Annotated in this window: 16 protein-coding genes; all 16 read left to right on the forward strand. The window is 36.6% G+C overall.

The genetic code is table 11. From position 1 onward, the window contains the following. Positions 1–64: 64 nt before the first annotated feature. The 16 genes from rpoC (at position 65) to fabD (ending at position 16,634) form a co-directional block, all read left to right on the forward strand. Positions 65–4,282 carry a DNA-directed RNA polymerase subunit beta' gene (gene rpoC, locus A9G40_RS11045; protein WP_065583076.1) on the forward strand — a complete coding sequence of 1,406 codons (4,218 nt, stop codon included), beginning with the start codon at positions 65–67 and terminating at the stop codon, positions 4,280–4,282. A gap of 86 nt (positions 4,283–4,368) precedes the next feature. Beyond that, entirely contained in the window at positions 4,369–4,680 is a 312-nt protein-coding gene (locus A9G40_RS11050) for an antibiotic biosynthesis monooxygenase family protein (protein WP_065583077.1), read from the forward strand. Between the two features lie 549 nt (positions 4,681–5,229). Then, the gene (locus A9G40_RS11055) at positions 5,230–5,559 is read left to right on the forward strand and encodes a hypothetical protein (protein ID WP_065579901.1); all 330 of its coding nucleotides are present in this window, start codon (positions 5,230–5,232) and stop codon (positions 5,557–5,559) included. Positions 5,560–5,605: 46 nt separating this feature from the next. Beyond that, positions 5,606–5,974: an SFCGS family glycine-rich protein gene (locus tag A9G40_RS11060; protein WP_065567431.1), complete on the forward strand. Its 369-nt coding sequence runs from the start codon at positions 5,606–5,608 to the stop codon at positions 5,972–5,974. 13 nt (positions 5,975–5,987) lie between these two features. Next, positions 5,988–6,284, forward strand: a complete 297-nt coding sequence (locus tag A9G40_RS11065) for a DUF4312 family protein (protein ID WP_065583078.1) — start codon at positions 5,988–5,990, stop codon at positions 6,282–6,284. A 20-nt stretch (positions 6,285–6,304) separates the two neighbouring features. Then, on the forward strand, positions 6,305–7,057 hold the full coding sequence (locus tag A9G40_RS11070; protein ID WP_065583079.1) for a DUF4311 domain-containing protein: 753 nt from the start codon (positions 6,305–6,307) through the stop codon (positions 7,055–7,057). Between the two features lie 15 nt (positions 7,058–7,072). Further along, entirely contained in the window at positions 7,073–7,726 is a 654-nt protein-coding gene (locus A9G40_RS11075; RefSeq protein ID WP_065567433.1) for a DUF4310 family protein, read from the forward strand. Between the two features lie 50 nt (positions 7,727–7,776). Then, the gene (locus tag A9G40_RS11080; protein WP_065583080.1) at positions 7,777–8,931 is read left to right on the forward strand and encodes an amidohydrolase/deacetylase family metallohydrolase; all 1,155 of its coding nucleotides are present in this window, start codon (positions 7,777–7,779) and stop codon (positions 8,929–8,931) included. Then, positions 8,909–10,048 (forward strand): DgaE family pyridoxal phosphate-dependent ammonia lyase, encoded by a 1,140-nt coding sequence (locus tag A9G40_RS11085; protein WP_065583081.1) that lies wholly within the window; start codon positions 8,909–8,911, stop codon positions 10,046–10,048. The genes A9G40_RS11080 and A9G40_RS11085 overlap by 23 nt, the downstream gene beginning before the upstream one ends. Continuing rightward, positions 10,048–10,788 carry a 2-dehydro-3-deoxy-phosphogluconate aldolase gene (gene dagF / locus A9G40_RS11090; RefSeq protein ID WP_065583082.1) on the forward strand — a complete coding sequence of 247 codons (741 nt, stop codon included), beginning with the start codon at positions 10,048–10,050 and terminating at the stop codon, positions 10,786–10,788. The genes A9G40_RS11085 and dagF overlap by 1 nt, the downstream gene beginning before the upstream one ends. A gap of 3 nt (positions 10,789–10,791) precedes the next feature. Then, positions 10,792–12,711, forward strand: coding sequence for a BglG family transcription antiterminator (locus tag A9G40_RS11095; protein WP_065583083.1), 1,920 nt, complete (start codon positions 10,792–10,794; stop codon positions 12,709–12,711). 236 nt (positions 12,712–12,947) lie between these two features. Beyond that, positions 12,948–13,457 (forward strand): 23S rRNA accumulation protein YceD, encoded by a 510-nt coding sequence (yceD, locus tag A9G40_RS11100; protein ID WP_065583084.1) that lies wholly within the window; start codon positions 12,948–12,950, stop codon positions 13,455–13,457. 4 nt (positions 13,458–13,461) lie between these two features. Continuing rightward, entirely contained in the window at positions 13,462–13,629 is a 168-nt protein-coding gene (gene rpmF / locus A9G40_RS11105; RefSeq protein ID WP_025316508.1) for a 50S ribosomal protein L32, read from the forward strand. 37 nt (positions 13,630–13,666) lie between these two features. After that, positions 13,667–14,713 carry a phosphate acyltransferase PlsX gene (gene plsX / locus A9G40_RS11110; RefSeq protein WP_065583085.1) on the forward strand — a complete coding sequence of 349 codons (1,047 nt, stop codon included), beginning with the start codon at positions 13,667–13,669 and terminating at the stop codon, positions 14,711–14,713. A gap of 4 nt (positions 14,714–14,717) precedes the next feature. Beyond that, the gene (locus tag A9G40_RS11115) at positions 14,718–15,671 is read left to right on the forward strand and encodes a beta-ketoacyl-ACP synthase III (RefSeq protein ID WP_065583086.1); all 954 of its coding nucleotides are present in this window, start codon (positions 14,718–14,720) and stop codon (positions 15,669–15,671) included. 27 nt (positions 15,672–15,698) lie between these two features. Beyond that, positions 15,699–16,634 carry an ACP S-malonyltransferase gene (fabD, locus tag A9G40_RS11120; protein WP_065583087.1) on the forward strand — a complete coding sequence of 312 codons (936 nt, stop codon included), beginning with the start codon at positions 15,699–15,701 and terminating at the stop codon, positions 16,632–16,634. Positions 16,635–16,646 lie beyond the last annotated feature (12 nt).

The following is a 16,646-nucleotide window of genomic DNA, read 5'->3' on the forward strand; positions in this document are numbered from 1 at the left end:
TTATAGGGATAACTTATTAGCGATAATAAGTTATCTAATTGGTTTAACTCCATAGGAGTCAATTGTGAAAGACTTACTAAAGTTTCTAAAAGCACAAACAAAAACAGAAGATTTTGATGCTATTAAGATAGGCCTTGCCTCTCCTGATATGATTCGCTCATGGTCTTTTGGTGAAGTTAAAAAGCCTGAAACAATCAACTACCGTACGTTCAAACCAGAACGTGATGGATTGTTTTGCGCACGTATTTTTGGACCAGTAAAAGATTATGAATGTTTATGTGGAAAATATAAACGTTTAAAACACCGTGGTGTAATTTGTGAAAAATGTGGTGTGGAAGTGACTCAAGCTAAAGTGCGCCGTGAGCGCATGGGGCATATTGAGCTTGCATCACCAACTGCGCACATTTGGTTTTTAAAATCATTACCATCTCGTATCGGTTTATTACTTGATATGCCACTACGTGATATTGAGCGTGTACTTTATTTTGAATCATTTATGGTTCTTGATGGTGGCATGACAAATCTTGACCGTGGGCAAATTTTAACGGAAGAACAATATTTAGATGCGTTAGAAGAGTTCGGTGATGAATTTGATGCGCGCATGGGTGCAGAAGCGATTCAAGAATTATTACGTAATATTGATGTGCAAGCAGAATGTGAAGCGTTACGTGATGAACTTGCTACCACTAATTCTGAAACTAAACGTAAAAAACTGACGAAACGTATTAAAATTATTGAAGCATTTATTCAATCAGAAAATAAACCTGAATGGATGATTCTAAACGTATTACCAGTGTTACCACCAGATTTGCGCCCATTGGTACCACTTGACGGTGGACGTTTTGCAACGTCAGATTTAAATGATCTTTACCGTCGAGTTATTAACCGTAATAATCGTTTAAAACGCTTATTAGATTTAGCCGCACCAGATATCATTGTCCGTAACGAAAAACGGATGTTACAAGAATCAGTCGACGCATTATTAGATAATGGTCGTCGTGGTCGTGCTATTACCGGTTCAAATAAACGTCCACTGAAGTCTCTTGCTGATATGATTAAAGGTAAGCAAGGTCGTTTCCGTCAAAACTTGTTAGGTAAGCGTGTTGACTATTCTGGTCGTTCGGTTATTACTGTAGGTCCTTACTTACATTTGCATCAATGTGGCTTACCGAAAAAAATGGCACTTGAATTATTCAAACCATTTATTTACGGAAAATTAGAGCGTCGCGGTTATGCAACAACCATTAAAGCAGCGAAAAAAATGGTTGAACGTGAAGATGCGGTTGTTTGGGATATTTTAGATGAAGTTATCCGAGAACATCCAGTATTACTAAACCGTGCACCTACATTACATAGATTAGGTATTCAAGCATTTGAACCGATTCTAATTGAAGGTAAAGCGATTCAATTACATCCATTAGTCTGTGCAGCATTTAATGCGGACTTCGATGGTGACCAAATGGCGGTTCACGTTCCATTAACGTTAGAAGCACAATTAGAAGCTCGTGCGTTAATGATGTCAACTAACAATATTCTTTCGCCAGCAAGTGGTGAGCCTATTATTGTTCCTTCTCAGGATGTGGTTTTAGGTCTTTACTATATGACTCGTGATAAAGTCAATGCTAAAGGCGAAGGGATGATTTTAACAGGGCCTAAAGAAGCTGAAAAACTATATCGTTTAGGTTTAGTCGAATTGCACGCTAAAGTTAAAGTTCGTATTACTGAAAGCCAACATAATAGTGTGGGTGAGTGGGAAGATACCACTTCGGTTGTTGATACAACTGTTGGTCGTGCGATCTTATGGTTAATTATGCCAAAAGGAATGAGCTTCTCTGCTATCAATCAACCACTTGGTAAAAAAGCAATCTCTAAAATTTTAAATATCTGTTATCGCCAATTAGGCATGAAAGATACAGTTATTTTAGCTGACCAAATTATGTACACAGGGTTTGCCTACGCTGCGCGTTCTGGTGTATCGGTTGGTATTGATGATATGGAAATTCCAGCGAAGAAATCGCAAATCATCAATGAGGCTGAAATTGAAGTTGCTGAGATTCAAGAACAGTTCCAATCAGGTTTAGTAACGGCAGGTGAACGTTATAACAAAGTTATTGATATTTGGGCAGCAGCCAATGAACGCGTTGCTAAAGCCATGATGGATAACTTATCAACTGAAAAAGTGATTAACTGTAAAGGTGAAGAAGAAGTTCAGTCTTCTTTCAATAGTATTTATATGATGGCCGACTCTGGTGCGCGTGGTTCTGCTGCACAGATTCGTCAGCTTGCTGGTATGCGTGGTTTGATGGCAAAACCAGATGGCTCAATTATTGAAACACCAATTACAGCAAATTTCCGTGAAGGATTAAACGTACTTCAGTACTTTATTTCGACCCATGGTGCGCGTAAAGGTCTTGCCGATACCGCATTAAAAACAGCGAACTCAGGTTATTTAACGCGCCGTTTAGTTGATGTTGCACAAGATTTAGTGGTTATCCAAGATGACTGTGGCACTTTAGAAGGTGTGGTGATGACGCCAGTTATCGAAGGTGGCGATGTTAAAGAACCACTTCGTGAACGTGTTTTAGGTCGTGTTACTGCTGAAGATGTGTTAAAACCAGGCGGTGCAGATATCTTAATTCCGCGCAACACGTTACTTGATGAAAGTAAATGTGACTTACTTGAAGCTGAATCTGTAGATAGTGTTAAAGTCCGTTCTGTTGTTTCGTGTGATACTGACTTTGGTGTTTGTGCAAAATGCTATGGTCGTGATTTAGCCCGTGGTCACTTGGTCAATAAAGGTGAAGCAATCGGTGTTATTGCTGCACAATCAATCGGTGAGCCAGGTACACAGTTAACCATGCGTACGTTCCATATCGGTGGTGCGGCATCGCGAGCAGCAGCGGAATCAAGTGTCCAAGTTAAAAACAAAGGTAGTATTAAATTAACTAATGCTAAATTTGTAACTAACCCAGACAAGAAATTGGTTATTACTTCGCGTAATGCCGAGCTAACCATTATTGATGATTTAGGTCGAATGAAAGAAACTTATAAAGTTCCTTATGGTTCGATTTTAAGCAAAGGTAATGGCGAGGCAGTTGACGCAGGTGAAACTGTTGCTAACTGGGATCCACATACAATGCCTGTTATCTCTGAGACTAAAGGGTATATTCGTTTTGTGGATATGATTGATGGTCAAACTATTACTCGTCAAACTGACGAATTAACAGGTTTATCATCTATTGCGATATTAGATGTAGCTGAACGTACTGGTGTAGGTAAAGATCTGCGCCCAGCAATTAAAATTGTTGATGCTAAAGGTGATGATATCTATTTGGCTGGTACAGAAATGCTTGCTCAATATTTCTTACCAGGTAAAGCATTAGTCCAGTTGGAAGATGGTGCTGAAATTAATATTGGTGACACGCTTGCTCGTATTCCTCAAGCATCTGTTGGTACCAAAGATATTACCGGTGGTTTACCACGCGTTGCTGATTTATTTGAAGCACGTAAACCAAAAGAGTCTGCTATCTTGGCTGAAATTGATGGTATTATTTCATTTGGTAAAGAAACAAAAGGTAAACGTCGCTTAATTATCACGCCATTGGATGGTAGTGAACCATACGAAGAGATGATTCCAAAATGGCGTCAACTTAACGTGTTTGAAGGTGAACAAGTTGGGCGTGGTGATGTGATTTCGGATGGTCCTGAATCAGCGCATGATATTCTGCGTTTACGTGGTGTTAATGCGGTGACACGTTATATTGTTAACGAAGTTCAAGAAGTTTATCGTCTGCAAGGTGTAAAAATCAATGATAAACATATTGAAGTTATCGTACGACAAATGTTACGTAAGGCAACAGTTATTCATCCAGGTGGTTCTCGTCTGCTTGAAGGTGAACAGCTTGAAGTTTCTCGCTTGAAGATTATTAATCGTGAACTTGAAGCACAAGGCAAAGAGCCGATTGTTTACTTGCATGACTTGCTTGGTATTACTAAAGCATCATTGACGACTGAATCGTTTATTTCTGCTGCTTCGTTCCAAGAAACGACTCGTGTATTAACTGAAGCTGCGGTGGCAGGTAAGAATGATGAACTGCGTGGCTTAAAAGAAAACGTTATTGTTGGTCGATTAATTCCAGCAGGTACTGGTTATGCTTACCATAAAGAACGTTTACGTAAACGCGCAATGCCATCAGTCGATGAGGTTCCAGCAACCATTTCAGCAGAAGAAGCAACAGCTAACTTAGCTGAATTGTTAAATTCTGCCGAAGAGAGTCAATAATTTTTTGAACTCAATTTACAAATAGCACGCATGGCGTGCTATTTTTTTATATGATGTTTAATTTAGAAATGTAAAAGGAGATAAGGATGTATATTGTAATGAACCGTTTTAAAATTAAACGAGGTAGTGAAGATGCTTTTATTGAAATATGGCGCAACCGCGATAGCCATTTGAAAGAAATGAAAGGGTTTAATCGTTTTTACTTTTTACAAGGAAAAACAGAAGAAGATTACACGTTATTTTCTTCATTTGTTGAGTGGGATTCAAAAGATGATTTTGATGCTTGGGTAAACTCACCACATTTCAAGCATACACACCGTAACATAGATAATAGACCAAATAATAAAGATATTTATTTCGACTCAGCACAACTAGAATGTTTTGAAGTTATTTTATAAACCAAAAAACAGTTATGGTCGCCAGTAATAATAACGATAGAGTCTTATGATAAGCAGAAAGCTTTATGAGCAATGACAAATAATAGTGGAATCTGTTTTTTTATAGTTGTCATTATTTTCATTCTACAGGCGTTGCAAGCCAACATTCTAGCTACAGATAATGCTATTTTACACAGAACGTTACACATTAAAACAGTGTAATAATAGACTAAAAGTTATTTAGGAAAGCAATTGATTTTATTTAATTTTTTATTTTTAAGCAAGTAAGGTTTCAACTTGCTTGCGTTATGAAATTTCAGATTTACCTTTCTTCAGTGTCTAAAAAACAAATCTTATTATATTTTTTATGATCTAGTTCACAAAATTGAATATCAAGATTCGCAAATGATCCACCATATAAAATAGCAATCCCTTTTGATTATTGTGTTTAACTAACTTGGTAACAAATTTCCTCTTTCTGAAGGAAAAACTCTCTATCCACATTCAAACACGTTTGTTTTACGCTTAAACCGTCCAATCTAAAATAACAATAAGAGAAATGTATTAGCTATGACCCAAATCAAATTTAGAATGTTTGAAGACAATCTTGAACCAGAGCTAGTTACCCAACAAACCATTAACATTATCAACAGTTGGTTAGTACAGCATCAAATTATACAAAATGATGTTCAAAAAGCGATGTTATTTTCACATGTAAAAGCGATGGTTGAAAGGGCTAAAACATTAGAAAAACTACCTGAAATCGATCCTGCATTGTTTGATGAACTTTCAGAAGAATCGTTAGAGCTGGCACGAAAGACGGTAGCGTTATTTGATAATTTACCAATAGAAGAGGCATATTTATTGGCAGTTCATTATGAAGTTGCTAAAGCAAATTAAACGATTACTAGACAACTAAAAAACAATAATTAATAGGAGAAATGTTATGGCAGAGGTGGTCATTGTTATCGGCGATAGAATGGGAAAAGGGCAAAAAATTGCCACGGGAATTGATTCAGTAGCAGGTTGCCGTGCAATTGTTATTCCTGGTATGGCTGCAGATATGAAATTAGGTGATGTAATGAATAAGGAAAATGCCGATTTAGGGCTTTCTTTCTGTGGTAGTGGTGGGGCAGGTGCTATTACGGCACAAAATAAATATGGTTACCCACAGCGTCATGGTATGCGTTCAATTGAAGAAGGCGAAACGGCTATCAATGAAGGGTGTAAAGTCCTTGGTTTTGGGTTTATGGATACGGAAGAATTAGGACTGCGTATTGCAAAAGCATTTCTGAAAAAATACCCACGTTCATAATCGAAAAATGAATATGAAAAAACAAGAACAGATACTTGTGAGAGTAAAAGGTCATGGTGGTTCTAAGCAACGAACATTTTCTAATGCTTTAAGTCAGGTTCAGAAAGAAGTATTGAAAAATACTAATAACATTCTGTTGCGTATAGAGCCGATTGATATTCAAGTGGTATCAGCAATAGAAAAGATAGTAATGGAACGTTTTTTATTTATTTTTTTACCAAGAAAAAAGACATTTTATGAAATCACCCTTGATGTATCTGTTAATGTAACTTTTATTGATTTAAATGATATTGAATTTACTTCTAAATAACATAACGTAAAAGGAAAGTTATGGAAATTTTAATTATTGCATTTAAGTCTATTATTATCGGTGGACTTTGTGGTTTTGGAGTTGGTGTTGGGGCTGCTCGAATGTTCCATGCGCCAACGTATCAAGGCATGGGGGCATTTCGTACATTGGGGGAGCTTAACTCATGCGAAGGCGATCCTACGGCGCACTTTTCATTTGGTTTAGGATTCTTTTTTAATGCATGGGCATCATCAGTTGCAGCAGGCTCTTTTACTCAAGATGTCGATCATAGAATCATTCCCAATTGGGGCGCTTCTTTATTGATGATAAAAAATCGTAATCTTGACGAAACCTTACACGATCCTAAAAAAATGGCATTTTCTTGCGCATTTATTGGCGTGATTGTTGTATTGTTTTTAAATACAACTACGTCAGTGATTCCAGATTCGCTAAAAATTACCGCAACTAAAGTTCTGGTTCCTGCTGCAAACTTGCTAGTTGCAACTGTTATGCCAGTTATTTTCTGGTTAGCCGCATTAGATGCTGGGCGCCGTAGTGGTTTTTGGGGCACATTGTTTGGAGGGCTTGCGCAGTTAATTATGGGGAATGCTGTACCTGGGCTGGTATTAGGGATATTGATTGGGAAAGGTGTTGATGATAGTGGCTGGAATCGTGTGATGAAAATCATGCTGGTGTCTGTCATTATTCTATTTGTTATGAGTGGGTATTTTCGTGGTTTTGATATGAAGATGATAAATTCATTTAGAGACGGTTTATCTTATTGGTTTAAATAATACAGGGAACATGTTATGAACACACAAACAACGATCAATAAAAGTTTTTGGTATGCTGATTGGTCATTCCCTATTATCTGTGGATTATTGTCTGCTGGTATTTTTGCTGGAACGCATACTTTCTATGTATATGGTATTGGTGCCTTTAACGAAATTGCTTTCGTTGCCATGCTTAAATCAGGAATGACTACGGGGGATTATGGTGCAGTTGCGGCTTTTGGGGCTAGCTTTTTATTTGCTCGAGTTATTGAAGGCTCATTAGTGGGTATATTGGATATCGGTGGCGCATTGCAAACCGGTATTGGGCTTGGTATACCTGCATTATTGCTAGCGGGAGGCTATACATTACCTGTTGAAAATTTCTTTGTTGCATTAATAACGGGGTTGGTTTTGGGGATCCTAACGGGTTTAATCATTATTCTGATCCGTAAATTTACGGTTAATGGTGGTTCTGGTTCAACATTTGGTGCCGATGTTATGATGGGTGCGGGCAATGCTTCTGGGCGTTTTCTTGGCCCAATGATTATTTTATCTGCTATGGTCGCTTCCATCCCTATTGGTATTGGTTCTTTATTGGGAGCACTGCTTTTTTATGTATGGAAAAAACCGATCACCGGTGGGGCTATTTTAGGCGCAATGATTTTTGGCGGTGTATTCCCAATCCTATAATATTAATTACTCTCTATAATTTATTCAATTGTAGAGAAGAGTGAAAAATTATGTATGATTTAATTATCAAAAATGCCAAACAGATTGATGAGTCAGTAACCGATATTGCTATTGTTAATGGTAAGATAGTTGCGATGGCTAGTTCTATTATAGGGCAATCTAAACGTGTACTGGATCTAAAAAATAAACATTATATTAGTGCTGGGTGGATTGATTCACACACGCATTGTTTTGCGCGATCCCCCCTCTATCATGATGAGCCAGATTTGATTGGTATAAAGACGGGTGTCACCGCTGTTATTGATGCTGGTAGCGTTGGTGCTATTGATGTTGATGAGTTTTATCAATTAGCTCAGCAAGCAAGTACACATGTTTACTCTTTTTTAAATATTTCTAAAATTGGCTTATTAAGACAAAGTGAGCTCGCCGATATGCAGGATATTGACGCGCCGTTATTTGATGAAGTATTAGCTAAATATCCTAATTTTATTATTGGCATCAAAGTGCGAATGAGTGGTAGTGTCGTGGGTAGAAATGGCATTTTACCATTAGTTAAAGCCAAAGAAATGCAAAAAAATAGCGGTTTGCCCCTAATGATTCATGTTGGTAATAATCCCCCTGAGCTTGATGAAATTGCCGATTTATTAACTAAAGGTGACATTATTACACATTGTTTTAATGGTAAGCCCAATCAAATTTTTGATGAACAAAATCAATTGCGTGGTTCAATCAAAAGAGCAATCGAACGTGGAGTGATATTAGATATCGGCCATGGTGGTGAAAGTTTTAGTTTTTCAGTAGCAGAACGTGCTAAATGCTTGGGTATTTACCCCAATACGATTAGCTCTGATATTTACTCTAAAAACCGTCTACATGGTCCAGTTTTTAGCTTGGCTAATGTGATGACGAAGTTTATTTGTCTTGGTTATAGCCGAAAAAGAATTATTGATAGTGTGACACAAAATGTGGCTCAAATTTTGCATATTAAAAATAAAGGTGTTTTATCGGTTGGTTATGATGCAGATTTGACCATTTTTGATATTAAACGGCAAACTATTTCATTATTAGATTCTGAAGGCGAAGTTAGGCAAAGTGATGAACAGTTTGTTCCTTTAGCATCTATTGTCGCTGATACGGGAAAGCATTTGATACGCATTGAACTAACAGAGGAAGGTAGTAAAAATGAGCTCAGAATCTCCAACTAAAAAAGATATTTATAATAAATATCACTTAAAAAAGGTAATTAATGCGTCAGGAAGAATGACCATTTTAGGTGTATCAACTCCAAGATCTGAAGTGATTGATACGGTATCATGTGGGCTAAATGAATATTTTGAAATTAAGGATTTAGTGGATAAAACAGGCCAATATATTGCGCAATTGCTCAATGTTGAAAATGCCGTGGTAGTATCGTGCGCTTCCGCTGGTATTGTTCAAGCGGTTGCGGGCTTGATTACCAAAGATGATCGTGACTTATTATTTAATTTGCATTCATCTGATAAATATGTTCCTCGTGAAATTATTGTCCCTAAAGGCCATAATATTAATTTTGGTGCACCAATTGGGACAATGGTTTCTTTAGGTGGTGGGATTATGGTTGAAGCAGGCTATGCAAATGAGTGTAAACCTGAACATATCGAATCACTAATTAATCCAGATACTGTTGCGATTTTATATGTTAAATCACATCATTGTGTACAAAAAAGCATGTTGTCGGTCGCGCAAACAGCTGCTATTGCTAGAAAATATGATATCCCATTGATTGTTGATGCAGCGGCGGAAGAAGATTTACAAACTTATTATCAACAAGGGGCTGATTTAGCGATTTACAGTGGCGCTAAAGCAATTGAAGGGCCGACCAGTGGTTTAGTCATTGGGCGTCATCAAGCGGTGGAATGGTTAAAATTACAGTCACAAGGTATTGGGCGGCCAATGAAGATAGGCAAAGAAGGTATTTTAGGATTAACAAAAGCTATTGAGCTTTATGTTACCGATCCACAATCAGAAACAGGACAACAGATGGTCGCTAAGATGACCCCATTTATTGAAAGTCTAAATACACTTAAAGGTATATCGGCTAAAGTGGTTTGGGATGGAGCTGGGCGTGATATTGCACGAGCCGAAATAGCATTTGATGCAAGTGTAATAGGTAAAACCGCAGTCGAGATAATTGAACTGATGAAACAAGGTGAGATTGCAGTGTATTTTAGAGAATATAAAGCCAATGAAGGCAAAGTTGATGCTGATGTGCGTAGTGTGACATCAACACAACTCGACATTATTTACCAAAAAATTAAAAATATTACTCAAGGAGCACAATAATGCAACTGACTCCAAATTATTATAATGATCGTGTTTGTTTAAATGTATTAGCGAATTCAATTGATAATGCGAAGGCGATTTATGAGGCAGCACAAACTTATGTTGTTGTTGGCATTTTATCTAAAAATTACGCCAATAATGAAGCAGCAATTGCTGATATGAAAAAGTATGCAGTAGCCATTGATAATGCTATTTCAATAGGACTTGGTGCTGGTGATCCTAATCAGTCAATGATGGTTTCTGAAATATCAGCTATACTCCAACCACAACATATTAACCAAGTGTTTACAGGGGTTGCAACCAGTCGAACTTTGTTAGGGCAAAAAGAATCTATCATTAATGGGTTAGTTTCGCCAACGGGAAAAGTTGGCTTAGTCAATATTGCAACAGGTCCGCTAAGCTCAAAATCTCCAGCTGCAATTGTTCCTGTTGAAACGGCTATTGCTTTATTAAAAGACATGGGTGGTAGCTCAATAAAATACTTTCCTATGGGTGGGCTAAAACATAAAGATGAATTTGCGTATGTAGCTAAATGTTGCGCTGAACATGATTTCTATCTTGAACCAACTGGTAGCATTGATCTAGATAATTATGAAACAATTTTAAAAATCGCCTTAGATGCAGGTGTGAAGAAAATTATCCCACACATCTATAGTTCTATTATTGATGAAGCAACAGGCGTAACACGGACTAATGATGTCAAACAACTTTTAGCTATCACACAAAAGCTTGTAGGATAAATAATGTCATCTAAAGTGCTATTCTCTTCTCAGCGATTAGCGTATTTATTTGATACCATAAAAAATGAAACGCTGCCACAACAAGAGTTAGCGAATCGTTTTTCGGTTTCTACTCGCACTATTCGCACTGATATTTCAGCACTTAATGGTATTTTAAGCGATTATGGAGCACAAGTTGATTATACCAAAAATATTGGATATCAACTTGTGGTAACCGATCCCATTCTTTATGCAACATTGCCTATCACTCAGGCAATTGAGCGCATCCCCCGAACAAGTAGAGAAAGAGTTTCGGCTTTATTGATTGCTTTTTTAACGCAATCCAATTCAGTAAAATTAGATGATATTGCTGGGAAATGGTTTTTAAGCCGTAGCACGCTGCAAAATGATGTTATTGAGGTTAAACAATATTTAGATAAATACAATTTATTAATCGAAAATCGTCCTTATTATGGTATGCGATTAGTTGGTGATGAGTTATCAATTCGTACCTGTTTAACCGATATTTTATGGCAACGGCATATGGCTGAAGATTTCATTACGGTTAATAGACTACGTAAAACAGTTTTAAATGATATCGATTTAGAGTATCTTGAAAAAATTCTTCAAAATCAACTTGAACGTTTTGAGCTAAAATTAAATGCTGAAGGGCAAGGATATCTACTTTATAGCTGTGCGGTTTCAATTACTCGAATTACTCAAGGGTATGAGTTACTTGAATATGATGTAGATCAAATTAATACTACTGTTATCAGCGCAGTGACTCAAATCTCTGAAGATGTTTCCTATTTCCTAGGCAGTGTGCTTTCCGATGCGGAATTTAATTATTTATGTGCTCAGGTTGTTTCTAGAACGATTATGGAATCGCCAAATCAGGCACAAAGCTTAGCAATGGTTAAACATATATTATCTTATATTAATGATACTTATCATTATAATTTATTAGAAGATAAGAAATTAAATCAAGATATATTAATTCATATTTCATCAATGTTATCGAGGATTAAATATCAAATTCGTACAACTAACCCTTTATTACATGAAATAAAAAAGTATTATCCTTTTGCTTATGATATTACGCTATCTGCTCTTGCTAATACCGAAAAGTATACTGGAGCAAAAATGACAGAGGATGAAATTAGCTACTTAGCGGTACATATCGGTGTGGCATTAGAGCGTAATTATAGCGCTGGACATGAAAGATGTGCGCAAATTTTACTTGTTAGCGAGCTTGGTAACGCAGCTTTGCGTATGATTGAGGCAAAAATTAAAAGGGATTTTCCCCATATTAAAATAAATCGCACACTTTCTTATCGAGAGTATGAACAGCTTTCCAATATTGAAGAAGATTTTATTGTTTCAACTGTTCGTTTAACAGAAAAAAATAAACAAATAGTTAAAATTGCACCATTTCCTACATCTTATCAGCTTGAACAATTGGGTCGATTGGCAATGATAGATAGAAAGATGCCTTATATTATTGAGCGTTTTTTTAGTGAAAAATTTTTTCTAATTATTGACCAACCCATGACCCAAAAGGAACTTTTTAACAAAGTTTGCAAAAAACTTGAACAAATGGGGTATGTTGATGTTGATTTTTACCCTTCTGTTATTGAGCGAGAGGCAATTGTTTCTACGCTATTGGGTGAAAATATTGCTATTCCTCACTCTGTTGGGTTGCTGGCTAAAAAGACGATAGTAACTACCATATTGGCTCCACAGGGGATCGTGTGGGATAAAAATCAAGTTGCCTATGTTATTTTTTTATTGGCAATTAGTAAAAATGAATATGAAGATGCAATGCGTATTTATAATTTATTTGTTAACTTTGTCAAAGAAAAATCTACTAAGCGTTTATTAGATAGCAAAACGTTTAATGATTTTCGTGCAATTGTCAAAGATAGCTTTGGTCGATTGTCATAATATAATGTCTGATTAGTTTATTTATTGTTTTTGTCTTAAATCGTGTTTTTAGCAAAAATTTTCTAAAAATAAAAAAATATTCAGAATAAATATTAAGGTAATAATCAATAGCTAAAACAAATTATCTTGCTTATGCCCATTGACGAAATCATGATTTAAAGGTAATATGCGCGCCTTATGGCATTGTGTAGTTTTTAGCTACGCTAAATAAATTTTTAAGGTAGTATGCATATCTTATGCAAAATAGATTACCATTAACTATTGACCCGATTAAAGCAGCACAAAAACGACTTGATTATACTGGATATTATCCACTTCAAGCGATAAAGAGGGTTGAAAATCCAAAAAGTGATATCGCCTGTAGTTTATCTTTTCATTATGATGAACAAAAGCTTTGTGTTATCGCTATTGATACAAAAATGACGTTAGAACAAACTTGTCAACGTTGTTTTGAACCTTTTGTCACTGAAGTTCATGTGATGAATAAATTTAGCCCTGTTAAGAGCGATGCTCAAGCAGAGGCACTACCGGAACATTATGAGCCCGTTCTGATGAACGAGTTTGGCGAAGTAGATATATTAACGTTACTTGAGGACGAAATTATTCTCTCGCTACCGATTGCGCCGGTACATGATAGTAAACACTGCGAAGTGTCAGAGGCAGATATGGTATTTGGTGAAATTCCAACTGAGAATGAAAAAACAAATCCATTTGCAATTTTAGTTAGTTTAAAGAATAAGGGGTAAATCCATGGCTGTTCAACAGAATCGTAAAACTCGTGCAAAACGTGGTATGCGTCGTTCTCATGATGCATTAACTGTTGCTAATATCTCAGTTGATGAATCAGGTAAAACACATTTACGTCATCACGTAACCGCTGATGGTTATTATCGTGGTCGTAAAGTGATTTCTAAATAATTACTAAGTAATTATTTAGAAATTCTCAGGTGACATTTTGGATAATCTAACCATTGCGTTAGATGCTATGAGCGGGGACTTCGGTCCTCGTGTTGTTGTTCCTGCTGCAATACACGCACTGAATTGTTATCAAAATCTATCTATCTTTCTGGTGGGATGCTCAACAGAAATCAATCTTTTTTTACCTAAAGAAAAAGCAAAATTAATTACTCAATATCAACAAGAAGGTCGGTTAATATTAACGGAGTCGACCACAGTTATTGCCAATGATATGAGGCCTTCTTATGCAATTCGTCATAGTCAAGGCTCCTCTATGAGAATGGCGCTTGAACTAGTTAAAGAGAATAAAGCTCAAGCATGTGTAAGTGCGGGTAATACTGGCGCGTTAATGGGATTGTCAAAACTATTATTACGTTCATTAACTGGTATAGATCGCCCAGCACTTGTTGCCACAGTTCCTGCATTAAATAATCAAAATACCGTAGTATTGGATTTAGGCGCTAATGCAGAGTGCGATAGCAATATGTTAGTGCAGTTTGCGATAATGGGCGAAATTTTAGCTAAAACAGTACTTAAGATTGACCATCCCCGTGTCGCGTTACTTAATATTGGTGAAGAAGATAGTAAAGGTTTGGATAAGATTCGTTTAGCGTCTTCTATTTTAAAATCAAATAACCAAATGAATTATATTGGCTATTTAGAAGGTAACGAACTTTTAACAGGTAAAACAGATGTACTTGTTTGTGATGGTTTTGTGGGTAATGTAACGTTAAAAACAGTTGAAGGTTTAATAAAAATTTTTATGTCTTCGTTTAAATTATCCCTATCTCATCATTCATTATTAATGAAATTATTAAGTAAATGGCTACAAAGAAAGATCGCGAAAAATTTTGGTTATTTAGATCCTGGAAGATATAATGGAGCTTGCTTGCTTGGACTTCGAAGTATTGTGATTAAAAGTCACGGTAGTGCCAATCAAAAATCATTTTATGCAGCAATAGAACAAGCTATTTTGGCTATACAAACAAATATACCAGAGAAGATTGCAATGAGTCTTTCTTCCGCACTACCCAAGAGCGAATAATTAGATGTATACAAAGATATTAGGAACTGGGAGTTATCTTCCAAAACAGATAAGAACTAATGCAGATCTTGAAAAAATGGTCGATACTAGTGATGAATGGATCACAACGCGTACTGGTATTAAAGAAAGACGTATTGCAGAACCAAATGAAACGGTAACGAGCATGGCTTATGAAGCCGCAATGAATGCAATTGAAATGGCCAATATTGATAAAGAAGAAATCGGTATGATTATTTTTGCAACGGCAACCTCGGTCAATGCATTTCCAAGTTCTGCAACAGAATTACAGGCCAAATTAGACATTGGTGATGTTGTTGCGTTTGATGTATCTGCAGCTTGTTCTGGATTTATTTATGCACTCGATATTGCAGATAAATATATTAAAAGCGGTGCTATTAAATACGCTTTAGTCGTTGGTTCAGATATGTTAACACGTGGCGTGGATCCAAATGACCGTGGAACCATTATTATTTTTGGTGATGGTGCAGGAGCAGTTGTTGTGGGCGCATCAGAAGAGCCTGGTATTGTCGCTTCACACCTCCATGCTGATGGTCGTTATGGCAATTTATTAAAGTACCCATATGTTGATCGTCGTAATATAGACGATCCAGTCTATATGACTATGCATGGTAATGAAGTATTTAAAGTTGCAGTTAAAGAGCTTTCAAATTTGGTTGATGAACTTTTGGTTGAGAATGCGTTTAACAAAGCCGATTTGGATTGGCTTGTGCCACATCAAGCAAATTTGAGAATTATTTCTGCGACTGCTAAACGACTAGATTTGGACATGAGTAAAGTTATTGTTACATTAGATAAGCAGGGTAACACCTCAGCTGCCTCTGTGCCTTGCGCTTTAGATGCTGGTGTGCGAGATGGACGAATTCAACGAGGTCACTTAATTTTGTTAGAAGCGTTTGGTGGTGGATTTGTTTGGGGATCAGCACTAGTTAGATTTTAGTTTGTTTTTATAATCAAGGATTTAATAATGACCAAATTTGCAATGGTATTTCCAGGACAAGGTTCACAAGCTGTCGGTATGTTAAAAGAACTTGCTGATAATTATTCAATTGTGAAATCAACATTTGATGAAGCTTCTGAAGTACTCGGTTATGATTTATGGAAGCTGGTACAAGAAGGCCCTGTAGAAAAATTAAATAAAACATGGCAAACACAACCAGCGCTACTTGCTGCTTCTGTTGCAATATTTAGAGTATGGCAAAGTGTCAGTGGTGCTCAACCTGCTTTTATGGCTGGTCATAGTTTAGGAGAATATTCAGCATTAGTCTGTGCTGGTGTTATTGACTTCAAAGATGCCATAAAATTAGTTGAATTACGAGGTAAATTAATGCAAGACGCTGTGCCAAGTGGCACAGGTGCAATGTATGCTATTATTGGATTAGATAATGAATCTATTAGCAAAGCATGTGAACAAGCCGCTGAAGGTCAAATTGTTGCTCCAGTAAATTTTAACTCCCCAGGTCAAGTTGTTATCGCTGGGCATAAAGAAGCCGTTGAACGGGCTGCTGCATTGTGTAAAGAGGCTGGTGCAAAGCGAGCTCTACCACTTGCTGTTAGCGTGCCATCTCATTGTGCGTTAATGAAACCTGCAGCAGATAAATTAGCCAATACATTAAACGATATAGAATTTAGTACGCCAAATTTTGCAGTTATCAATAATACTAATGTTAAAATTGAAACATCAGCTGAAAAAATCAAAGCTGCACTAATTGCTCAGCTTTACAGCCCTGTTCGTTGGACTGAAACTGTTGAAGAAATGGCGAAACAAGGTGTAACGCTTTTAGTTGAAGTTGGTCCTGGTAAAGTGTTAACAGGACTAACTAAACGTATTGTTGATACCTTGTCTGGTTGTGCTGTTAATGATAAAGCTTCATTAGATGCTGCATTAGAAAATACTAGATAAAAAATAAAAAAA

The organism is Gilliamella sp. Nev3-1 (genome assembly GCF_001690435.1).
GTDB classification, from domain to species: Bacteria; Pseudomonadota; Gammaproteobacteria; order Enterobacterales; family Orbaceae; genus Gilliamella; species Gilliamella apicola_C.